Genomic DNA, 21,845 nt, shown 5'->3' on the forward strand with positions numbered 1-21,845 from the left:
TCAAGTCCCTGCCTGATGCCGGCGTTCCAGCCATGAATGGAGCGCCATCATGCCGAGGATGATGGCACCGATGAAAATATTATAGGCAAGGCCCGGCACACCGATCAGCACGATGCCGTTGCGCATCACGCGCAGGATCAGGATACCGAGCACCGTGCCGATGATTGTGCCGCGCCCGCCTGTCAGCGCCGTGCCGCCGATCACCACCATGGCGATGACTTCGAGCTCGTAGCCGGTGCCGCTGTTGGGGTTGGCCGCCGAGGTGCGCAGCGAGGAGATGACCCCGGCAAGCGAGGCCAGGATCGACGACAGGATGAACAGGCCGATCTTGACACCGCTGACATTGACGCCGCGCGCCCTTGCAGCACTCGGGTTGCCGCCGGCTGCCTGGATCCAGTTGCCTGTCCGGCTCTGCGTCAGCACGTAACCGAGCGCGATTGCGGCGGCGATGAACCAGAACAGCGACATGTAGATACGGAACGGCCCGATGAAGAAATCGCCGACCAGCGCTTCCGCCAGCCAGCTGCCCTCGGCGCTCCAGGTCCGCTGCGGAAACCCGTTGGTGACGAACAAAGCGGTGCCGCGCACCACCAGCAGCATGCCCAGCGTCACCAGGAAGGACGGGATCTTGAGCTGCGTCACGAACCAGCCATTGACCAGTCCAATGAACGCAGCGACCACCAGCGCAACGACGAAAGCGGCTTCCAGCGAGGCGACGCCGCTGTTGAACAACGTCCACATCAGGACCGGCGAGAAGCCGAACACCGAGCCGACCGAGAGATCGAATTCGCCTGATGTCATCAACAGCGTCATCGCCAGCGCGATCAGCCCGAGCTCGACCGTGAAGGCCAGCGTGTTCGAGATGTTTTGCGGCGACAGGAAGTCGTGGTTGATGCCCCAGAACACGGCGATCTCGACGACGAGCAGCACAAACGGCCCGAACTCGGGCCGCGCGATCGAGCGTTGGATAACAGAACGATTTTCCACCTTGGACCCGCGATAGGATTGGATTTGGCCGCGACCGCAACCGGCTTCGGCGGAATGATGAGAAGGTCACGGCCGCCGAAGCGGCCGTGACCAACTCGATCGCGGATTTATTTGCCAGACAGGATCTTGTCGTAGACTGCCGCGGTGTCCTTCTCGTAGAGCGCGCCGGTGATCACGTCGAAGCCGGGCGGAATACCGCTCGCCGCCATGTTGGCGAGCGACAGCGCGACGTAGCTGGTCGCCTGCGGATCCTGCCACTGCGCGGCATTGACGTAGCCGTTCAGCACTTCCTGGGTGGTGTCGAGCGAGTTACCCCAGCCGACGACCGGGATTTCGCCCGGCTTGACGCCGACCTGGTCGAACACCCGCTTGATCGAACCCGTGACAAGGTCGCCGAGACCGATAACCGCCTTGACCTTGGCCCTGTTGGCGGTGAGGTAATCGACCATGCGGTTGATCACTTCGGCCTGGTCGAGCGTCGCTTCGGTGATTTCGTAGGTGATGCCGAGCGGCTCGAACACGCTCTTGATGCCTTCCTCTTCCTGGACGCCATAGGTGGCGCCGGGAATCTCGACCGGCATCCAGACGAAGTCGCCCTTCTTCACAAGGCCCTTGTCGACCAGATACTGCGCCCAATGTTTGCCGAAGGTGACGTTGTCGCCGCCGACATAGGCGTTGAAGTCCGCCTTCGGGTCGGGCGTGTTGAAGTTGATGATCGGGATGTTCGCCGCCCGCGCTTCCTTGGCGATCTCCACAAGGCTGCCCGGATCAGGGCTGGTCGTGGTGATGCCGTCGGCCTTGGCGGAAATCGCGGCGCGAACAGCCTCCTGCTGCGACGCCACGTCGCCATTGTGGAACGACGTGTTGACGGTGTTGCCGGTGTCCGCCGCCCATTGCTTGGCGCCGGCAAGGAAGTAGGTCCAGACCGGATCGGCCGGGCCGCCATGCGAAATCCAGTAGAACGTCTTGGCCTGTGCCGCGGCCGGAATGGCCAGGGCCACCACCAAGCCAAGTACAAGCAGTCTTAGCCTCGTCAGCATTTGATTTCCTCCCATTTGAACCGAACTCCTCCTCCGACGACGATCGCGGCCAAAAACCGTGCGCGGCCAAAGCCGTGATCGCATTTGCCAGCGTCGACCTGGGCGCATTAGAGCATTCCCTTTTTCGATCGATGGCAAGCCTCGATTGCCAATGGACGTTGGCGCAAGGCACCGCGCCATCAGCAATCCCATCAGATTGCATCAGTTTGGCTGATATTTTCCAGGCGGGCGACGATCGGCCTTGCGACCGTCATGCAATGCTGCGCGGCGGCGCGCCGAGCACGGATTGCTCTAGGTCGATAAGCGTCCCGGTCATCAGCCCGGAGGCGTCGCTGAGCAGGAACAGCGTTAGCTGGGCGACTTCGTCCATGGTCAGCAATCGACCAAGCGGCAGGCCGGCGGCGGCAATCTTTGCCCAGTTTTCGCCCTTGCCCAGCGTGCGCGCCTGCATCTCTTGTTCGGCCGGCGTCGCTACCCAGCCCATGTTGATGCCGTTGACGCGGATGCGATCGGAAAGATGCGCGTTGGCAATGTTTCTGGTCAGCGTCGAAAGCGCGCCCTTGGTTGCGGAATAGATGGCAAGGTCCGGCGTACCGCAATGCGCATTCACCGACAGTATGTTGACGATGGCCCCCGCCGCCCGCCGTGTCTTCATGTCGGCTACGGCCGCCTGCATGAGGAAGAACGGCGCGCGCGCATTGACGGAAAATAACCTGTCCCAGTCGTTGATTGTGCCAGTTTCCAGCGAGGCCCGGTCGGTGAGGGCCGCGGCGTTCACCAGACAATCGATGCGGCCGAGTCTTTTGATCGCTTCCGCCATGACAGCTGCAGGCGCGGCCGGATCTCCAAGATCGGCCTGGATGAAGACGACGGGCCGGCTTGGTCGTGAAAGCTCTTCGGCGATGCGTCTGCCACGCTCGGCATTGCGGCCGACAATGGCGATCCCTTCGCCGCCGTCGGCTGAGGCCAGCCGGGCGATGGTCTCGCCAAGGCCTTGCGTTCCGCCGGTAACGACAAGGGTCTTGCCCTCAAGAGCGACGATCAATGGACTCTCCCGAATGCCGACGAGCAGGTAATTTCCAATCAGAGAATTCTAGAAACTATCGGATGTTAGGCTGCGGGACTAGATGAGGTCGGCCCTGGCGAGGTCGCGCATCAGGTGGCTGGCGCCGTAGGTCCAGTGTGGGCAGTCGGGCGACAGCCGCACGCGGTTGACCAAGGCGCCGAATTTCTCCGACGAGATGGTGACGATGTCGCCGACTTTGTGGGTAAAGCCCTTGCCTGTTTCGCCGCGATCCTTCGACGGCACGAACATGGTGCCGAGATAAAGCGCCAGCCCGTCGGGGTATTGATGATGCGGCCCCATGGCGGCGGCGACCAACTCTTCCGGCGAGCGGCTGATCTCGGCCATCGAACTGGCGCCCTCCAGCGAGAACCCATCCTCGCCCTCGACTTTCAGGCGTACGATCGCCTGTTTTACGTCGCCAATTGAAAATGTCTCATCGAACAGCCGGATAAAGGGGCCAAGTGCTGCCGAAGCGTTGTTGTCCTTGGCTTTGCCGAGCAGCAGCGCCGAGCGCCCCTCGACGTCGCGCAGATTGACGTCGTTGCCGATCGTCGCCCCGACAATCCTGCCGCTGCTGGCGGCAATCATGGCGATCTCCGGCTCCGGATTGTTCCATGTCGAAACCGGATGCAGGCCGACATCGGCGCCGAAGCCGACCGAGGCCATCGGCTGGCACTTGGTGAAGATCTCGGCGTCGGGGCCGATGCCGACTTCCAGATATTGCGACCAGGCGCCGCGCGCTATCAGCTTGGCCTTGATCTCCATCGCTTCCGGCGAGCCGGGTTTGAGCTTCGACAGATCGTGGCCGATCAGCCCGGCGATGTCGGCGCGAATGGCGTCGGCCTTTTCCGCCGAACCGCGCGCCTGCTCCTCGATCACCCGTTCGAGCAGACTGACGACAAAGGTGACGCCAGACGCTTTGATCGCCTGCAGGTCGACAGGAGACAGCAGGTACGGTTTCCCCGGATCGCGCGCTGTCTCGAAACTGTTGGCGGCAATGGCATCGAGCGGGCCGATCGGCCGCCCCTTGGCCGAGCGGACGTGCCCCGCCGGATCCGGCAATTCGCAAACGTCGCGCACGGTCGGTGCCACATTTGACGTGATGTCGAAGACCGTGCCGTCACGCACCGTGACCACCAGCGGATGGGAAGCATCGCTCGCCCGGGCGCGGCCCACGAACAGGCCTTCGGCGGGCAAATGTGTGGCGTTCGTCATGGCTTACATTTCCTGTTGGCTTGTCCTTCGGCTGCGGCACTTTCAACAAATTCCCGCCAAAGGTCTATCCCGCCTGCAGGACGAGCTTTGTCAATTCTTTCAAGCGGTCTTCGCATCGCTGGACCTTGATCGAGCCTGACGTGCGCCAACGGCGACGGAAAACGCTCTTTCAAAATAATGAAACCGTCGCTAGGGTTTTCACCTACTGAAATCTCCAGGTGACGCTTGCCCGTACGGTTTTCCGATCCAATCTGGCAGAAGCCGCGGACGGCCACCGCGTTCCAGTCGCTTTTTCCAGCCGGCCGATGCGTCGATGTCGTTATCGTCGGCGGCGGTATCATGGGGCTGTCGACAGCCTTGCACGCTGCCCGGTTCGGCCTTGCCGTCCAGGTGCTGGAGGCCGGCGAAATTGGCAATGGCGCATCCGGCCTGAACGGCGGTCAGGTCATTCCCGGCCTGAAATACGATCCGGACTGGCTGCTGGAGCATTTTGGTCTCGAACGCGGCGAAGCGCTCGTCAACTTTGCCGCCTCGACCGCTGACACCGTCTTCGAATTGATCCGCGACGAAAGACTGGCGGTGCCGTTCGTCCGCAATGGCTGGATCCAGGCCGCGCATACCGAGACCGCGCTGAAAGCGTCGGCGAACCGGGATCGGCAGTGGCGGGCGCGCGGCGCCGATGTCCGGCTGCTGAGCGGGACGGAGATCGCGACGATGACCGGCGCGCAAGGCTATCTCGGCGGCTTGCTCGATCGCCGCGCCGGTGCCATCGATCCGCTCGCCTACACGTCGGAACTGGCGCGCGTCGCTGCAGCGGCGGGCGTAAAGATCGCCGAGCGCCAGAACGTGATGCAGATCAGCAAGAATGCCGGCATTTGGCATGTTTCTACGGAAAGCGGCGCCGAACTCAAGGCCAAGGCGATTGTCCTGGCGACCAACGCCTATACCGGCGGCCTGCTTCCCGGCCTCGCCGAGACGATCGTCCCGCTGCATTCCTTCCAGATCGCGACAGCGCCGCTATCGTCCAATCTCGCGGCGGCGATCCTGCCGGAAGGGCAGGCAGTGTCGGATTCGCGCCGCATCCTCGTCTATTACCGCAAGAGTTCCGATGGTCGGCTGGTGCTCGGCGGACGCGGCCGCATGGCCTTGCCGAACGGCCCGGCCGACTGGGCGCATCTGGAACGCGCGCTGCTGCGGCTCTACCCGGCGCTGTCCGATGTGGCCATTGAAAAGCGGTGGTTCGGCCGGGTGGCAATGACGCCGGACCATCTCCCGCATATCCACGAGCCAGAGAAGGGTCTGCTGGCGGTCGTCGGTTGCCAGGGCCGCGGCATCGGCCTGATGACCGCGCTTGGCGAGCGCATCGCCTCCTACCTGTCGAGCGGCGACACCAGGCAATTGCCGTTCCCGGTCTCGCCGATCCGGCCGATTCCGTTTCATGCGTTTCGGCAGGTCGGCGTCGCCGCGACCATCGCCTGGTACCGGATGCTGGACGCGTTCGAACGCTGACGTTCATGCCCAAGCATGAAACAGCTTGACAATTTCACAAACATGAAAAAAGCTTAATCGATTTCAAATTTCGATGGAGAGCCGATGTCGACCATCGTCCTAACGCAGTCGCTGCCGGAAACCCGGTCTTCGCCGGGTTTTCGCTTCGCCATGCTGCTGCCCGGCGGGTTGGTCACCTTCTTGCTGATCCTTTTCGCCCTTGGCCTGGTGTTCTTTCTCGCCTTTCGCGGCAATGACGGCTCGCTGCTGGGGGCTGGTTTCACCCTTGCGAATTTCGTCACCGTGGCCACCGATCCGCTGTACTGGACGGTGACGCTGCGCTCGCTGGGCATCGCCGGCCTGGTGACGCTGGCAACCGTCGTCACCGCCTATCCCGTTGCCTACTATCTGACTTTCCATGCCGGGCGGCGGCGCGGGCTGCTGCTGTTCCTGCTGACCCTGCCGTTCTGGACCAGCTATCTGCTGCGCGTCTTCGCCTGGAAGATCGTGCTTGCCTATAATGGCGTGCTCAACTCGGCGCTGATCGAAAGCGGCATCTGGTCGGAGCCGACATTGGCCTTCCTTAATACGCCGGCAGCGGTCGTCGTCACGCTCGCCCACGCTTATGCGCCGTTCGCCATCCTGCCCATCTATGTGGCGCTGGACACCATCCCGAAGTCGTTGCTCGAGGCCGCTTCCGATCTCGGCGCAAAACCATTCACCAGCTTCCGCCGCATCGTGCTGCCCAATTCGATGCCGGGCGTGCTGGCGGCCGCTCTCGTCGTCTTCGTGCCGACCGTCGGCGATTATGTGACGCCGGCGCTGGTCGGCGGCCCTGCCAGTACAATGATCGGCACACTGATCCAGGCCGAGTTCGGCAAGGCCAATGACTGGCCGTTCGGCGCCGCACTCGCCGTCGCCGTCATGCTGGTCATTCTCGCCGTGGTGCTGGTGGTGCGCTTCGCCGACCGGCGATACGGCAGCCGCACATGAACACGGCGCGTATCGATGCAAGGCAGGGCGGCGGCTGGCTGGGTGTCTATGTCCTTGCCTATCTGGTGTTCCTGTATCTGCCGATATTGCTGATCCCGCTGTTTTCCTTCAACAATTCGATCCAGGCGGCATTTCCGCTGCAAGGCTTCACGCTGGAATGGTACGGCACGCTGGTCGGCAATTCGGCGCTGTCCGGTGCGCTTGCCACCAGCCTCGTCATCGGCGCCATTGCCGCCACCGGCGCAACACTCTGCGGCATCACCGTGTCCTATATGGACCTCTACGGTCGCTCGCCGCTGGCCGCCACGATCAGTGCCATTGCGCGGCTGCCGATCCTGATCCCCGGCGTCATCGTCGGCATCTCGCTGTTGATCCTGGTCAATCTCGCCGGTTTCGGGCCGTCGCGCGTTGCCATTGTGCTCGGCCACGTATTGGTGGCGCTGCCGACGACGGTGGTGGTCATGCGCAGCCGCTTCGCCGCCATCCCGAAGACCGTCCGTGAGGCAGCGCTCGACCTCGGCGCCTCGGACTGGACGACCTTCAGACGGGTGATGCTGCCGCTCAGCCTGCCCGCCATTATTTCGGCGTTCATGCTGGCCTTCCTGACCTCGTTCGACGAGTTCATCGTCGCCTTCTTCCTTGCCGGCACCGAGCCGACGCTGCCGCTTTATATCTGGAGCCAGCTGCGCTTCCCGAAATCGCTGCCGACCGTCATGGCGCTCGGCACGGCGATCCTGGCCGTGTCGTTCGTCATCGCCGCACTCGCCGAAATCCTGCGCCATCGCGGGCTTGCCGCCACCCGGCGGCCAGCGCCCGCCAGCCTGTCAAAACCAGAAGAAACCGAAAGAGGAGAACTGCAATGGCATTCGACCTGAAATCGATAACGGCAAAGACAACGAAAACCGGACTGGCTGCTTTCGCGCTGGCGCTGGCGCTTGCGTCGACTGTCGCCTTTGCCGGCGACAAGCTGCAATATTTCACCTGGTCGGGCTATGAACTGCCCGACTTCAACAAGAGCTTCCTCGCCGCGCACCCCGATGGTGTCGAAGCCTCGATGTTCGGCGACGACGATGACGCCTTCACCAAGGTCAAGGCCGGCTTCCGCCCCGATGTCGCGCACCCTTGCTATGACAAGGTGGCGCGCTGGAACAAGGAAGGCCTGCTGCAGCCGATCGACACCAAGCGCATCAAGAACTGGGATTCGATCTTCCCGGTCTTCAAGAACCTGCCCGACCTGCAGGCCGGCGACGGCAAGGTCTGGATGGTGCCGTGGGACTGGGGCAATACCTCGATCCTCTACCGCACCGATCTGGTGAAGAACCCGCAAGCCAGCTGGAACCTGCTCTGGGACAAGCAATATGCCGGGCGCATGGCGACCATCGATGCCGTCCACGACACACCGGTGGTGGCGGCCCTTCTGGCCGGCGTCAATCCATTCGACATGACACCGGAACAGATGGACAAGGTGGCGGAAAAACTGCGCGAGCAGCGCCCGCTGCTCTCGAACTATACCACCGACATGACCTCGGTCGAACAGGCACTGGCGAGCGGGCAGCTGGTCGCGGCCATGACCTGGAACGCCTCGGCCACCTCGCTGAAGAAGCAGGGCGTGCCTGTCGAGTTCATGAAGCCGAAGGAAGGCATGCTGACCTGGGCCTGCGGCTTCGTCATGCTCAAGGACGCCAAGAACGTCGACCTAGCCTATGACTTCATCAACAGCCGGCTGGAAACGGATTCCGGAAAGTATCTGATCCAGGCCTACGGCTATGGCAGCTCGACCAGCTCGGCTTTCGCCGCTGTGCCGAAGGAGGAGTTGGAGAAACTGCAGCTGCCTTCCGATCCCGAGGTGATGCTGAAGACCACGATCTTCACCGGACCGATGAAGCAGAATGACGAACTCGCCAAGATGTTCGAGAAGGTCAAGGCAGGCGGCTGAGCCTGGTTCTTCCTTCTCCCCTTGCGGGAGAAGGTGTCGCCGAAGGCGACGGATGAGGGGTGTTCCAGATGGCACCGACAGCACTCCGGCCAACACCCCTCATCCGTCTCGGCGCCTCGCGCCGATCCACCTTCTCCCACAAGGGGAGAAGGGAAAACCTAACCAAACAAGGACGAACGAATGGACATGCTGGACGAAGCGGCTGAGAAGCCGAAGGACGACGCCGACGTCAGGGTCGGCCGGCGCGTGCGGGCGCTCAGGCTGGAGCGCAATCTCTCGCTGGCCGAACTTGCCGCCAAAGCCGGTGTCTCGATAGGTGCGCTAAGCCAGATCGAGCGCGGCATGTCGTCATTGCGGGTCCGCGTGATCTGGCCGCTTGCGGCCGCCCTCGATATAGAGCCGTCGGCGCTGATCGCCGACGGCAATGATGTCGGCAACGATCTTTATTGCGTGCGCGCCAACAGCCGGCGTCAGATCCCGGTCAAGTCGGAAGGCATCGCCAAGGCGCTGCTGTCGCCGCCGGCCGCCACGCTGACCGGCATGCTGGTGACCGTGGAAGCCGGTGGCGGCACCGCCGAAGCCTATGCTCATGCCGGCCATGAATTCGGCTTCGTCCTGTCGGGCGAGGTCGAGCTGGTGGTCGATTCGACCAGATACGGGCTGAAGGCCGGAGACAGCTTCGCCTTCAAGAGCACGTTGCTGCATGCCTTCCGCAATCCGGGCAGCGAGCGCTGCCAGATCCTGTGGGTCAACACGACCAAACCGTCCGAGGTTCGCGATGGCGCCTGATCCGCTCGTCCGGCTGGACAAGGTCTCCAAGATTTTCCCCGGCGGCATCATCGGGCTCGACGCCGTCGATCTCGATATTTCGCGCGGCGAGTTCCTGACCCTGCTCGGACCGTCCGGCTGCGGCAAGACCACCAGCCTGCGGGTCATCGCCGGATTCGAGAGCCCGTCGAACGGCAAGGTCCTGCTCGAAGGCCGCGACATCACGGCGCTCAGGCCCTTCGACCGTCCTGTCAATACCGTGTTCCAGGACTACGCGCTGTTCCCACACATGAACGTTGCCGAAAATGTCGGCTTCGGCCTGTCGCTGCGCAAGCTCTCCGGTGCCGAACAGGCAAAGCGCGTCGGCGCAGCGCTCGACATGGTCGGCCTTGCCGAGAAGCTCGGCGCCCGCGTGTCCGAATTGTCGGGTGGCCAGCGCCAGCGCGTCGCGCTTGCCCGCGCCATCGTCTGCGAGCCGCGTGTGCTGCTGCTCGACGAGCCGCTGTCGGCGCTCGACGCGCATCTGCGCGAGCAGATGCAGGTCGAACTGAAGCGGCTGCAGTCGCGGCTTGGCACCACTTTCGTCATGGTCACGCACGACCAGACCGAGGCGCTGTCGATCTCAGACCGCATTGTCGTGATGAACAAGGGCCGCATAGAGCAGATTGCGCCGCCGGCGACCCTTTACGACCGCCCCGCCACCAAATTCGTCGCCAGCTTCATCGGCACCATGAATCTTCTGCAGTCGCGCTTTGTCGGCCGTGACGGCGAGCGCTTGCGGTTCATCGCCGGCGCTCTGCCGCTGGAAGCGATTTCGGATAAAGGCGAGCTGCCTGGCGAGGGCACGGTGCGCACCATTGGCGTGCGTCCGGAGGACCTTTTGGCCACGACCGAGGCGGCGGCCGGTACTGCACCGGTGCGGGTGAACAGCATCGTCTTTCACGGCCGCACCTTGCGCCTTCATGCAGAGTTGGGGCAGGGGACACAGGTGGTGATCGACGCGCCGCGCCGGACAGAGGGTTTTCAATTCAGCGTCGGCGACGTGGCGCATATCAGCCTGCGCCGTGGTGCCAACTGCCCTATGCTGCCTAGCTAGTCTCACTCATTTCCAGAAAACCGGAGCACGACCCATGAGCAATCATCTCAATTTTTTCATCGGCGGCAAATGGGTCGGCCCGGTGGTTCCGGCAACGCTGGATGTGATCGATCCGTCCACTGAAGAGGCCTACACCAAACTCTCGGTCGGCTCGAAAGCCGATGTCGACAAGGCCGTGGCTGCAGCCAAGGCGGCATTCCCGGCCTTTTCGCAAACGACCAAGGCCGAGCGCCTGAAGCTGCTGAAGCGTATCCTCGACGTCTACAATGAGCGCTACGAGGACATCGCCCAGGCGGTCAGCCAGGAAATGGGCGCGCCGATCAGGTGGGCGCGCGAGGCGCAGGCCTGGGCGGGCAGGGCGCACATGGAAGCTACCATCAAGGCGCTGGAGGATTACGAATTCAGCGAGAAGCGCGGCACCACCATGGTGGTCAAGGAGCCGATCGGCGTCTGCGCGCTGATTACACCGTGGAACTGGCCGCTCAACCAGATAGTCTGCAAGGTGGCGCCGGCCATCGCCGCCGGCTGCACCGTCGTTTTAAAGCCTTCCGAAATCGCGCCGATCAGCGGCATCATCTTTTCCGAGGTGATGGACGCCGCCGGCACGCCGAAGGGCGTCTACAATATGGTGAATGGCACTGGTCCGGATGTCGGCCAGGTCATGGCTGGCCATCCCGACGTCGACATGGTCTCGTTCACCGGGTCGACCCGGGCCGGCATCATCGTCGCCAAGACGGCGGCCGAGACGGTAAAGCGCGTCGCGCAGGAGCTCGGCGGCAAATCGGCCAACATCGTGCTGCCCGACGCTGACTTCGAGACGGCGGTGCGCAAGGGTGTCAACGCCTGCTTCGGCAATAGCGGCCAGTCTTGCGATGCGCCGACTCGCATGCTGGTGCCGGCCGCCCGTCACGACGAGGCGCTGACGATCGCCAGGAAGGCCGCCGAACGGCACAAGGTCGGCGACCCGCGCTCGGAGGAGACGAAGCTCGGGCCGGTGGTCAGCAACATCCAGTTCGACAAGATCCAGCGGTTGATCGAGGCAGGTATCGCCGAGGGTGCGACGCTGGTCACCGGCGGCCCCGGCCGGCCGGAACACCTCAACCGTGGCTATTATGTGCGACCGACCGTTTTCGGCCACGTCAGGCCTGGCATGACCATCGAGAAGGAGGAGATTTTCGGGCCGGTCCTGTCGGTCATCTCCTACGATGACGATGATGATGCGGTGAAGATCGCCAACGACACCGTCTATGGCCTGGCTGCCTATGTGCAGTCCGGGGATATCGACCACGCCCGCAAGATTGCCAGCCGGCTACGCGCCGGGCAGGTCTCGATCAACTATCCGGAATGGGACACGTTCGCGCCCTTCGGCGGCTACAAGCAGTCCGGCAACGGCCGCGAATACGCCGACTGGGCCATCCACGACTTCCTCGAGATCAAGGGCATCATCGGCTACGGCGCCTGAGCGTTCAACATTGGCATTACGCCAACCGTCAAGTTTGTTGCGAGCGTTGGTGCCTCGGCACCGGCGTTCGGTTGAACGGCCACGACGGCTCCGTGGCCGCAATGTGAGTGCGAAGCAGGGTCGCCTCAGATCGTCTTGAGATAGCCGGCCAACTGATCCGCCACCGTGCCCCAGCCGTCGTGAAAGCCCATCTCCTCGTGGCAAGCGTGAAAATCGCCGACGGCCGGCGAGGCCGCTGGAAAAGTCAGAGGCGCGGTTTTACGGTGCCGCTAGAATCGACCGGTCCGAGGATCCGTTTTGACGATCACCATGTACGGCATTACCAATTGCGATACGGTCAAGAAGGCGCGTTCCTGGCTGGCGAGCCATGATGTTGCCTATCGCTTTCACGACTACAGGGCAGACGGGCTTGAAGCGGATCGGCTGAACGGCTGGTCAGGCAAGGTCGGCTGGGAAATCCTGCTCAACAAGGCGAGCACAACGTTCCGTGAACTGTCGGACGAGGACAGACTGGGCTTGGACGAGAACAAGGCCAAGGCGCTTATGCTGGCCAAACCGACGATGATCAAGCGTCCGGTGCTGGAACTTGGCGACAGGGTTCTCGTTGGCTTCAAGCCTGATGTTTATCAGCAGGCGGTGAGTGGGAAATAGGACCGACCCGCCATGATCCGTCGCGTCCCCCTCTGTCCTGCCGGACATCTCCCCCAACAAGGGTGGAGATTGGCAGCTTCGGCGCTCCGCTCACCACTGCAACCTTGGATATTGGCGATAGCCGGCGACATGCCGCCTGCCTGCATATTGATCGTATCAAACGCTTGTGGTTTTCCCACGCAAATAGCTCGCCAGCGCCACCGCGTTATTGTGCTTCTTGTCATGCGCGCCGTAGAGCAGCGTCACCCGGCCTTTGTCGAGCAGAGCGCACAGCTGGCCGACCGCCTCGCCGTTCCGGTCGAGCTCATCGCGGTATCGCCGCTGGAACTCCGCCCAGCGCGCCGGCTCATGGCCGAACCATTTGCGCAACCCATTGCTTGGCGCGATGTCCTTTAGCCATAGCGTCAGCGCCGCTTCCTCTTTGCGGACGCCGCGAGGCCATATGCGGTCGACGAGCACCCGCTGCCCGTCATCGGGCGCCGGCGGCTCATAGATGCGCTTTACCGCGAGCTCCATTGCCAATTCCGCATGGGCCAGCAGGCGCCGCTGCTTGCTGCCCTTCGTTTAGAGATCCCGGGCCTAAACCCACTCGCCCTTGCGCATCACCGGCACGCGGCTGCCGTCCTTATGGACGCCGTCTATGTCGATCTTGTCCGAGCCGATCATCCAGTCGATGTGGATGAAACTCTTGTTGCCGCCGCGCGCCGCGATCTCGTCCTGGCCGAGCGAGGCGCCGTCGACGAAGCACTTCGAATAGCACTGGCCGAGCGCGATGTGGCAGGCGGCGTTCTCGTCGAACAGCGTGTTGAAAAACAGCAGCCCGCTCTTGGCGATCGGCGAGGAATGCGGCACCAGCGCCACCTCGCCGAGACGGCGCGAGCCTTCGTCGGTGTCGAGCACCTTCTGCAGCACATCCTCGCCCTTCGTGGCCTTGGCCTCGACAATGCGGCCCGCCTCGAAACGCACCGCAATGCCGTCGATCAGGGTACCCTGATAGGACAGCGGCTTGGTGCTGGTGACATGGCCTTCGACTCGCCTTGCATGCGGCGTGGTGAAAACCTCTTCGGTCGGGATGTTGGGGTTGCAGGTGATGCCGTTCTTGGCGGTCGAGGCGCCGCCCATCCACTCGTGGCCGTCGGCCAGCCCGACGGTCAGGTCGGTGCCGGGGCCGGTGAAATGCAGCGCGTGGAAATTGTGGCCGTTCAGCCATTCGGTGCGGCTCTTCAACGCCGCATTGTGCGCCGTCCAATTGCCGATCGGGTCTTCGACATCCACCCGCGAGGCGGCAAAGATAGCGTCGGCGAGCTTGGCCACGGCGACGTCGTCGGCGTCGTCCGGGAATACCTGCTTGGCCCAGGCCTGATCGGGATAGGCGACGATGTTCCAGTTGATGTCGAAGCCGGTGATCTTCTCCAGCGCCGGCTTGTAGGCCATCGAATTCGCCTTGTTGGCACGCGCCACCTTTGCCGGGTCCTGCGCCGAAAGCAGCGACGGATCCTCGCCGCGCACGGCGAGCCTAGCCGCATTGTTGGCGAAGGCTTTTGCCATGCCTTCGTAGAGCCAGCCGGCGGCGCGGTCGAAACCGGCGTCGGCGCCGTAGCGGAAGCGCGCGAGAGTGATCTCATCGTCGTTGAAGATCGGCGTCACCAGGCCCGCGCCTGCCTTGTAGGCGTGCTCGATGATCCGCCGCGTCAGAGGCAGCGCGGCGATAGACGAGGTCAGCACCAGATCCTGCCCCGGCTGCAATTGCAGCCCGACCTTGACGGCGACCTCCGCCAGCCTGTCGAGCTTCACCGGGTCGATGCTTGCGGAAACGCCGCGCGAATGTGTGGTCATGATCCTGCCTGCCGTGATTGGGGACTGTTTCTTACATAGACCGGCGCTGCCGACCTTTCCACTCTGATGACGCCGGCAGGTCTAGCTGGCGCTCTCGAGCGACCTGAACTGCGCCATCGTCGCCTCGATCTCTTCGCGGATCCAGGTCTTGAAATCCCTGACCTTGCGGCTTTCGCCCTTGCTGGCCGAAGTCACCAGCCAATAGCCGAGGCCGCTCTGGGCGCGTATGCCGAACGGCGCGACGAGACGTCCGTCGGCCAGTGCGTCGGCGGCCAGCAAATGCCAGCCGAGCATGACGCCGTGACCGGCAATCGCCGATTCCAGGCACAGCATCGGATCGGTGAAGCGCGCGCCGTTCATGAAGGTGACCGGCTCCACTCCGGCCGCTTCGAACCAGCTCTCCCAACTGATCATCGACCTTTCGTCCGTGATCGCACAGGTCAAAGCAAGGTCCTCGATCGATTTCAGCTTGCTGGCGATCACCGGTGCGCAGACCGGAAACACCTCCTGCGCCAGCAGCAATTCGGCCCGCCCGCCCGGCCATTTGCCGTCGCCGAGCCGGATGGCGACGTCGATGTCCGAACGATCGAGATCGGCAAGCCGCACCGAGGCATCGATGCGCAGGAGCACGTTCGGATGGCGGGCAAAATGCCGCGACAGCCGCGGCAGCAGCCATTTCGAGGCGAAAGCCGGCGCCACCGAAACCACGAGCGTGCACTCCGAGCTTTCGTCGGCAAGCGCCACCGCCTGTGCGAGTTCGCGGAAGCCTGCGCTGAGCCGGGCGCTAAAGACGGTGCCGAATTCGGTCGCCACCAGGCCAGCTGGCGTTCGTTCGAACAGCGCCCGGCCGAGCTGCTTTTCTGTCCGGTTGATCTGCTGGCTGACGGCGCTGACCGAGACGTTGAGCTCGCCGGCCGCCGCCGCAAGCGAGCCCAGGCGGGCAACGGTTTCCACGGCGCGCAAGCCGTTGAGATGGACGCGGTTCAGAGTAGCCATACAGTTTTTCTAAACTGGAGCGGCGGAAATCTCAATTGCCAGACGCTAACGAACGGCGGATTCTAAGTGGGTTACGCAGAGTGAGGAGGCAAATCCGATGAAGATCTTATCATGGCTCGGCGCCTTTTCCCCGATCGGAACGCAGCCGCACCGGCATGACAGCGAGGCCATCAATTGGGTGACCGATCCGCTGTCGCATCCGGTGCTCGACACCATGTCGGAGCGCGAACTCGCCGACATACCGTTCAGGCTGACCGCGCGTCGTACCCGCTTCGAGACGGCCCCGCCAAGGACCTGCTGCGGCTGAACAAGGACTTGCTGGCACTTCAGGTGAGCCGGCCGCCGACGCGGCTGCGCAGCCCTTCTGGCCCAATAAAAGGCGGATTGTCTCGCCGGCAGGCGCACCTATGGTGCACCGCGATGAACATCGCTTCGCCCTTGCGCCTGGCAATCGCCGGCATGATCGCCCTGGCCGTCGCCATGGGCATCGGCCGTTTCGTCTATACGCCGATCCTGCCCGGCATGATGGAAGAGCTCGGCCTGTCGCCGGCCGATGCCGGCTGGATCGCATCGGCCAATTATCTCGGCTACCTCGTCGGCGCGCTTGCCGCCACCGGCGGCTGGGCGCAAGGCCGCGAGCGCCAGCTGATGCTGGCCGGCCTTGCCGCCACCGCGATCCTCGCCGGCCTGATGGGCCTGACCGGTACCATGCCCGGCTTTCTCCTCATCCGCTTTCTTGCCGGCGTTGCAAGCGCCTTTGTCCTGGTCTTCATGACCAGCATCGTTTTCGGTCATCTCGCCGCGGCCGGTCGAAACGACCTGCAGGCGCTGTATTTCGGCGGTGTCGGCCTCGGCATCGCGGCGTCCTCGGCGCTATTGGCGCTCCTCGTCACCGAACATGCGGGCTGGGCGGCGGGCTGGCTGTGGTCGGCGGTGATTTCTGCCTGCGGCTTTGCCGCCGTCGCCTTGCTGGCCGGCGGCACCTCGGCCGCGAACAGCACCACCGGGAGCGAGCCGGCCTTGCCGAAGCACCGGTCGCTGGTGAAGATCATCGTCGCCTACGGCCTGTTCGGCTTCGGCTACATCGTCACGGCAACGTTCCTGGTCGCCATCGTCCGCCAGGGCGGCGGCGGCCGCGTCTTCGAGGCCGTGGTCTGGATGGTCACCGGCCTTGCCGGTTCCCCCTCGGTCTGGCTGTGGCAGAAGCTTACGGCCAGGATCGGGCTCTATGCCACCTATGCCCTGGGGTGCCTGGTCGAGGTGGTCGGCGTCAGCGCCAGTGTCGTCATGGGCGGGCGCACCGGGCCGCTGCTCGGCGGCCTTCTTGTCGGCGGCACCTTCATAGCCATCACCGCGCTTGGCCTGCAGGCCGGCAGGCAGCTTGCTCCGCAAGCACCACGCCGGATGCTGGCGGTGATGACGGCCGCCTTCGGCCTCGGCCAGATCATCGGCCCGATCGTCGCCGGGCTGCTTGCGCAGGCCTCGGGCAACTTTTTCCTTGCCTCGATCGTGGCTGCCGCCGTCCTGCTCGCTTCCGGCGCGATCGCCTGGTCGGCTGCGCCAAAATCGCCATGATTATGGTCTTGCTCGGTTGCGGGCATCGCGCACGGGCATTTTCTTTCCCACTAATGTGTGACTTTATGCCCGCTGACCAACGCCGCTGATTTGCGCCGACCGAGGATTTCGCCACAGTGTTCGTATCGTTTTTTCCGCAGCCGAAGCTGTTCTTCAGTTCCTTGGCCGTCTGGAGCCTTGCCGCTATCCTGTTCTGGTTTTTCGGTGGCGAGCAGCTGGGCGCTGTGTTCGGCTTGCCGCCGGCTGCGGCTGATGCACCGCCCATTATTGGTATTGCCGTGCTCTGGTCGAACCCGTTTCTGTGGTTCTATCTCTATTTCGCTTTTTGCGTTGCCGTCTTCTATGCGTTCTGGAGTTGGTATGCACCGCATCCGTGGCAAAACTGGTCGATATTGATCAGCGCGGTCATCCTGTTCCTCATCTATTTCAATGTACAGGTCAGTGTCGCGGTCAACGCCTGGTATGGGCCTTTCTTTGACTATATCCAGGGATTGATGTCGGGGACTATTAAATCCACCGACGCAGAGTTTTATGCCGGATTGGCGAGCTTTTCATGGCTCGCGCTGATAGGAATGAATGTACAGGTCGTCAATGCCTTCATCGTGAGCCACTGGATATTCCGCTGGCGCACCGCGATGAACAATTACTTCGTGGAGAACTGGAGCAGGCTCCGCCACATCGAGGGCGCCTCACAACGTATTCAGGAGGATACGATGCGGTTCTCGCAGATCATGGAAGATCTGGGTTCCAGCTTTGTCCAGTCGATCATGACCTTGATTGCATTCCTGCCGGTGATGATCCAGTTGCAGAGCCATATCAGCGAACTGCCGATCGTCGGTGCGATCCCTCAGCCTTTGGTCGTTGCCGCATTGGCCTGGTGTCTGTTCGGAACAATCTCAGTCATGGTTGCCGGATTGAAACTGCCGGGCCTGCAGTTCCGGAACCAGCGTGTCGAGGCAGCTTATCGTAAAGAACTCGTCTATGGCGAAGATCACGAGGATCGAGCTCAGCCTGCAACCACTGCCGAGCTGTTTTCAAAGGTTCGCCACAACTATTTCCGGCTCTATTTTCATTACATCTATTTCAATGTTGTACGTTACACCTACCTGCAGGCCGACAATATCTTCGCAATGCTGATCCTTGGACCATCCTTTGTGGCTCACAGAATAACTTTCGGAGCCTTCCAGCAGATTTCCAATGCGTTTGGCCGAGTAACAGGATCGCTCCAGTTCCTGCTCACTTCGTGGTCGACCATCGTTGAGCTGCAGTCGGTGCACAAACGCCTGCGCGCCTTCGAGGCTACGCTCGAAGGCGAGCCGCTGCCCGAAATCGACCAGCGCTATCTGGAACGCGGGCAAGCCGGGCTGCGTCCTGAGGACCAGCCGGCAAGCTAAGCCTGGCGGGCGGCGGGCGCTTGCGGCTCAGCCGCCCACCGCCGCCCGCCTTTCGCCTCGCCGCGAAACATAATCGCGAAAACTGATGCACTCGACGTCCGCTTTGATGCAGACCTCGCCGGCAAAGCGTTCCAGCGCGTTCCAGTAGGCGCCGTCATTCATCAGCGTGAAGTGGAAGCCGAGCTCAAGCGGAATGCGCTTGCCCTGATATTGCGCATCGAAGGCGGCGCGGAACGCGTTATAGGTCCGGTCAGCGAACTCTTCCGCCATGCTCGGCCGCTCGAAGCCGCCGGAATGCCTGACATAGAGATTGTAATCCATGGCGATCACCCGCCTTGAGCTCGGCCCTTCCGGGATCTGCGGTAGCGAAAAGCGCGTGATGCCGTTGACGGTCGGTGGCTCAACCGGCCCACGCGAGACGCCGCTTGCGTCGAGCAGGAAGCCGGCCGCGGGCAGCGCCTCGTAAAGCGCCTTGTTTGCCGACAGATAAGGCGCGCGGAAGCCGACCACCGACTTACGGGCAAAATCGCGCCAGCCCTTCGGTTCAGCAGCAATGCCGTTGATCGAATAGGCGTTTTCGAGAACATGCCTGAAGGCGCCAAATTCGCTCAGCCAGTCGGCCTTGCTCCAGTCCTTGCCGTCGAAATGACCGCAGCCATGGCTGCCGATGTCGTGGCCTTCCGAGGCGGCGAGGTTGATCTGCTCGAGCCGCTCGGCGACTTCCTGTTTGGAGGCGGCAAAGCCGATGTTCGATTTGCCTTCTGTCTTGCCGGGCGCGGTGTATTCCTTGCGTGTCTCGGGCGACAGCAGGAACACGCAGGAGACGAAATAGGTGAAATGCGCACCCGTGCGTGCGGCCAGCGCCCGGCTGCGCTGCCACTGCGAAATGTCGCGGGCGCTGTCGAATGAGATAATGACGATCTGCTTCGGTTTTGCGGGCGGCGCCGGCGGGTCGGCAAAAGCCGCGCCGGCAGCAAACACGGCAATGGAAAACGCAATAACGCGGGACAAATGGGGCAAAGGCATCTGACTTGATTTAGGGAATGTAGAAGCGACGCCTACCGGTGAAATATGGCACGGGTACGATCGACCTGTCGGCCGCCGTTGGCGGCGACTGCCTCGTGAATAGGCGATTTTCCTGCCGAACCCCTTCCATGCCGGCAAAATTTCGCTAAAACGCGGGCTCATCAACCGCCCCGGCCGGGGCATGAATGGTTTTGATCCATGTCGGACGACAGTTTTATCCGCGAAGTCAACGAAGAGATTCGTCGCGACCAGGCGCATGCGCTGTGGGACCGTTTCGGTCCCGCCTTGCTTGTGCTGGCCGTGCTGGTGGTGCTCGGCACTGCCGCTGTCGTTGGCTACCGCTATTGGGACGAGACCCGCGCCAACCGCTCCGGCGATGCCTTCTCGCAGGCGCTCAAGCTTGCCAATGACGGGAAGAACGACGAGGCGCTTGCCGCTCTGGAGGCGTTGGAGAAGGACGGCTACGGCGCCTATCCGCTGCTCGCCCGCATGCGCGCGGCAACCGTCAAGGCGGACAAGGGCGACGTCGACGCCGCCGTCAAGGATTTCGACGAGGTCGCCGCCGATACCAAGATCCCCTCCGGCATTCGCGACATGGCGCGTCTCAGGGCAGCGCTGCTTCTGGTCGACCACGGCTCTTTCGCCGATGTCTCCAGCCGCGTCGAGGCGCTCACCGCCGACACCAACACGCTGCGCCATACGGCGCGCGAGGCGCTTGGCCTTGCCGCCTGGAAGGAAGGCAAGGCGGCGGATGCATTGAAGCTGTTCGACCAGATCGCCGCGGATGACGGCGCCCCGCGCAACACGCGCGAGCGGGCGACATTGATGTCCGAGCTGATCCGCGGCTCGGGCGGCGTGTCGTGATAGTCCATGACCTTCAAAGTCGCCATCATCGGCCGGCCTAACGTCGGCAAATCGACCCTTTTCAATCGGCTGGTGGGAAGGAAGCTGGCGCTTGTCGATGATACCCCCGGCGTCACTCGCGATCGCCGCGTCCATGCCGCAAAGCTCTACGACCTGCATTTCGACGTCATCGACACCGCCGGCTTCGAGGATGCGGCTGCCTCGACGCTGCCCGGCCGCATGCGCGCCCAGACCGAGATCGCCATCCGCGAGGCCGACCTGATCTTTTTCACGATCGATGCCAAGTCCGGGCTGATGCCCGACGACAAGACCTTCGCCGAGATCGTGCGCAAGTCCGGCAAGCCGGTTGTCGTCGTCGCCAACAAAGCCGAGGCGCGCGGCGCCCAGGGCGGCATGCTGGAGGCCTGGGAGCTCGGCCTTGGCGAACCGATCCCGGTCTCGGCCGAACACGGCCAGGGCCTGCCCGATTTGCGCGACGCGGTGATCGCAGCGCTTGGCGAGGCGCGCGCCTTCGGCGAGGACGAAGAGGCCGGCGAGGATGAGGTCGCCGCCAGCGAGGTGCTGATCGGCGAGGACATCACCGACCCGGACGCCGAGCCGAGCTATGACGACACCAAGCCGATGCGCATCGCCGTCGTCGGCCGCCCCAACGCCGGCAAGTCGACGCTGATCAACGCGCTGATCGGCGAGGAGCGGCTGTTGACCGGCCCTGAGGCCGGCATCACTCGCGATTCCATCTCGGTCGACTGGGACTGGCATGGCCGCCGCTTAAAATTGTTCGACACCGCCGGCATGCGCCGCAAGGCCAGGATCCACGAAAAGCTCGAAGTGATGTCGGTGCAGGACGGCTTGCGCGCCATCCGCTTTGCCGAGATCGTCATCATCGTGTTCGACGCCACCATTCCCTTCGAGAAGCAGGATCTGCAGATCGCCGACCTGATCATCCGCGAAGGCCGTGCCCCGGTGATCGCCTTCAACAAATGGGACCTTGTCGATCATCCCCAGGAGTTGCTGGCCGAGCTGCGCGAAAAAACCGAGCGGCTGCTGCCGCAGGCGCGCGGCATGCAGGCGGTGCCGGTGTCGGCCGAGACCGGGCGTGGCCTCGACAAGCTGATGGATGCCGTCATCCGGACGCATCGAGTTTGGAACAGCCGTGTGTCGACCGGCAAGCTCAACCGCTGGCTGGAAGGCATCCTGGCGCATCATCCGCCGCCCGCTGTCGCCGGGCGTCGGCTGAAGATCAAATATGTCACGCAGGCCAAGACGCGGCCGCCGGGCTTCGTCGTCTCCTGCTCACGGCCGGATGCGATGCCACAATCCTACGTCCGCTATCTCTCGAACAGCCTGCGCGAGGCTTTCGACATGCCCGGCGTGCCGATCCGCATCGCCTTGCGCACCTCGGACAATCCTTTCGCCGGCAAGGCAAAGAAGCGCCGCTAGGCGCCACTTCTC

General features: G+C 63.2%; 21 protein-coding genes. 13 read left to right on the plus strand and 8 right to left on the minus strand.

Going from position 1 to position 21,845, the window contains the following annotated elements; translation table 11 throughout:
• From NKI41_RS01735 to NKI41_RS01750, 4 genes are all read right to left on the minus strand, one after another.
• Complete coding sequence (locus NKI41_RS01735) at positions 1-987, minus strand: ABC transporter permease (protein ID WP_352579431.1); 987 nt, start codon at positions 985-987, stop codon at positions 1-3.
• Between the two features lie 107 nt (positions 988-1,094).
• Positions 1,095-2,027: a substrate-binding domain-containing protein gene (locus tag NKI41_RS01740; RefSeq protein WP_352473388.1), complete on the minus strand. Its 933-nt coding sequence runs from the start codon at positions 2,025-2,027 to the stop codon at positions 1,095-1,097.
• A gap of 250 nt (positions 2,028-2,277) precedes the next feature.
• A complete protein-coding gene (locus NKI41_RS01745) occupies positions 2,278-3,072 on the minus strand; it encodes an SDR family oxidoreductase (protein WP_352681085.1) in 795 nt (264 codons plus the stop codon).
• Positions 3,073-3,150: 78 nt separating this feature from the next.
• Positions 3,151-4,308, minus strand: coding sequence for a fumarylacetoacetate hydrolase family protein (locus tag NKI41_RS01750; RefSeq protein ID WP_352452558.1), 1,158 nt, complete (start codon positions 4,306-4,308; stop codon positions 3,151-3,153).
• Between the two features lie 225 nt (positions 4,309-4,533).
• Here NKI41_RS01750 and NKI41_RS01755 point away from each other — a divergent pair, with 225 nt between their 5' ends.
• The 8 genes from NKI41_RS01755 to NKI41_RS01790 all read left to right on the plus strand — a co-directional run bounded on the left by NKI41_RS01755 (position 4,534) and on the right by NKI41_RS01790 (position 12,702).
• Positions 4,534-5,817 carry an NAD(P)/FAD-dependent oxidoreductase gene (locus NKI41_RS01755; RefSeq protein ID WP_352681087.1) on the plus strand — a complete coding sequence of 428 codons (1,284 nt, stop codon included), beginning with the start codon at positions 4,534-4,536 and terminating at the stop codon, positions 5,815-5,817.
• 84 nt (positions 5,818-5,901) lie between these two features.
• Positions 5,902-6,789 (plus strand): ABC transporter permease, encoded by an 888-nt coding sequence (locus NKI41_RS01760; RefSeq protein ID WP_352681089.1) that lies wholly within the window; start codon positions 5,902-5,904, stop codon positions 6,787-6,789.
• Positions 6,786-7,664 carry an ABC transporter permease gene (locus NKI41_RS01765; protein WP_352681091.1) on the plus strand — a complete coding sequence of 293 codons (879 nt, stop codon included), beginning with the start codon at positions 6,786-6,788 and terminating at the stop codon, positions 7,662-7,664. Before NKI41_RS01760 ends, NKI41_RS01765 begins: the two co-directional genes overlap by 4 nt.
• Positions 7,649-8,725: an ABC transporter substrate-binding protein gene (locus tag NKI41_RS01770; RefSeq protein ID WP_352681093.1), complete on the plus strand. Its 1,077-nt coding sequence runs from the start codon at positions 7,649-7,651 to the stop codon at positions 8,723-8,725. Before NKI41_RS01765 ends, NKI41_RS01770 begins: the two co-directional genes overlap by 16 nt.
• A 180-nt stretch (positions 8,726-8,905) precedes the next feature.
• Entirely contained in the window at positions 8,906-9,514 is a 609-nt protein-coding gene (locus NKI41_RS01775; protein ID WP_023674050.1) for a cupin domain-containing protein, read from the plus strand.
• Positions 9,504-10,589: an ABC transporter ATP-binding protein gene (locus tag NKI41_RS01780; protein WP_352502010.1), complete on the plus strand. Its 1,086-nt coding sequence runs from the start codon at positions 9,504-9,506 to the stop codon at positions 10,587-10,589. The genes NKI41_RS01775 and NKI41_RS01780 overlap by 11 nt, the downstream gene beginning before the upstream one ends.
• A gap of 34 nt (positions 10,590-10,623) precedes the next feature.
• Positions 10,624-12,051 (plus strand): aldehyde dehydrogenase family protein, encoded by a 1,428-nt coding sequence (locus tag NKI41_RS01785; protein ID WP_352681095.1) that lies wholly within the window; start codon positions 10,624-10,626, stop codon positions 12,049-12,051.
• Positions 12,052-12,348: 297 nt separating this feature from the next.
• Positions 12,349-12,702, plus strand: a complete 354-nt coding sequence (locus NKI41_RS01790; protein ID WP_352502008.1) for an ArsC family reductase — start codon at positions 12,349-12,351, stop codon at positions 12,700-12,702.
• Positions 12,703-12,858: 156 nt separating this feature from the next.
• Here the strand turns inward: NKI41_RS01790 and NKI41_RS01795 are convergent, their stop codons facing one another.
• The 3 genes from NKI41_RS01795 to NKI41_RS01805 all read right to left on the minus strand — a co-directional run bounded on the left by NKI41_RS01795 (position 12,859) and on the right by NKI41_RS01805 (position 15,534).
• Positions 12,859-13,224 carry a DUF488 domain-containing protein gene (locus NKI41_RS01795; protein WP_352540133.1) on the minus strand — a complete coding sequence of 122 codons (366 nt, stop codon included), beginning with the start codon at positions 13,222-13,224 and terminating at the stop codon, positions 12,859-12,861.
• 57 nt (positions 13,225-13,281) lie between these two features.
• Positions 13,282-14,538 carry an aminopeptidase gene (locus NKI41_RS01800; RefSeq protein WP_352540132.1) on the minus strand — a complete coding sequence of 419 codons (1,257 nt, stop codon included), beginning with the start codon at positions 14,536-14,538 and terminating at the stop codon, positions 13,282-13,284.
• Positions 14,539-14,619: 81 nt separating this feature from the next.
• Complete coding sequence (locus tag NKI41_RS01805) at positions 14,620-15,534, minus strand: LysR substrate-binding domain-containing protein (RefSeq protein ID WP_352681098.1); 915 nt, start codon at positions 15,532-15,534, stop codon at positions 14,620-14,622.
• A gap of 97 nt (positions 15,535-15,631) precedes the next feature.
• Here NKI41_RS01805 and NKI41_RS01810 point away from each other — a divergent pair, with 97 nt between their 5' ends.
• From NKI41_RS01810 to sbmA, 3 genes are all read left to right on the plus strand, one after another.
• Complete coding sequence (locus tag NKI41_RS01810; protein WP_352681100.1) at positions 15,632-15,841, plus strand: hypothetical protein; 210 nt, start codon at positions 15,632-15,634, stop codon at positions 15,839-15,841.
• Positions 15,842-15,954: 113 nt separating this feature from the next.
• Positions 15,955-17,109: a YbfB/YjiJ family MFS transporter gene (locus NKI41_RS01815; RefSeq protein WP_352681102.1), complete on the plus strand. Its 1,155-nt coding sequence runs from the start codon at positions 15,955-15,957 to the stop codon at positions 17,107-17,109.
• Between the two features lie 116 nt (positions 17,110-17,225).
• On the plus strand, positions 17,226-18,503 hold the full coding sequence (gene sbmA / locus NKI41_RS01820) for a peptide antibiotic transporter SbmA (RefSeq protein ID WP_352681104.1): 1,278 nt from the start codon (positions 17,226-17,228) through the stop codon (positions 18,501-18,503).
• A 27-nt stretch (positions 18,504-18,530) separates the two neighbouring features.
• Here sbmA and NKI41_RS01825 read toward each other — a convergent pair whose 3' ends face one another.
• The gene (locus tag NKI41_RS01825; RefSeq protein WP_352681213.1) at positions 18,531-19,523 is read right to left on the minus strand and encodes a polysaccharide deacetylase family protein; all 993 of its coding nucleotides are present in this window, start codon (positions 19,521-19,523) and stop codon (positions 18,531-18,533) included.
• Positions 19,524-19,727: 204 nt separating this feature from the next.
• Between NKI41_RS01825 and NKI41_RS01830 the strand changes: the two genes are divergently transcribed.
• Both NKI41_RS01830 and der read left to right on the plus strand, forming a co-directional pair.
• Positions 19,728-20,393 (plus strand): tetratricopeptide repeat protein, encoded by a 666-nt coding sequence (locus tag NKI41_RS01830; RefSeq protein ID WP_023674063.1) that lies wholly within the window; start codon positions 19,728-19,730, stop codon positions 20,391-20,393.
• 6 nt (positions 20,394-20,399) lie between these two features.
• A complete protein-coding gene (der, locus tag NKI41_RS01835; protein ID WP_352681106.1) occupies positions 20,400-21,833 on the plus strand; it encodes a ribosome biogenesis GTPase Der in 1,434 nt (477 codons plus the stop codon).
• Positions 21,834-21,845 lie beyond the last annotated feature (12 nt).

Source organism: Mesorhizobium sp. M0601 (assembly GCF_040320845.1).
Classification (GTDB): Bacteria; Pseudomonadota; Alphaproteobacteria; order Rhizobiales; family Rhizobiaceae; genus Mesorhizobium.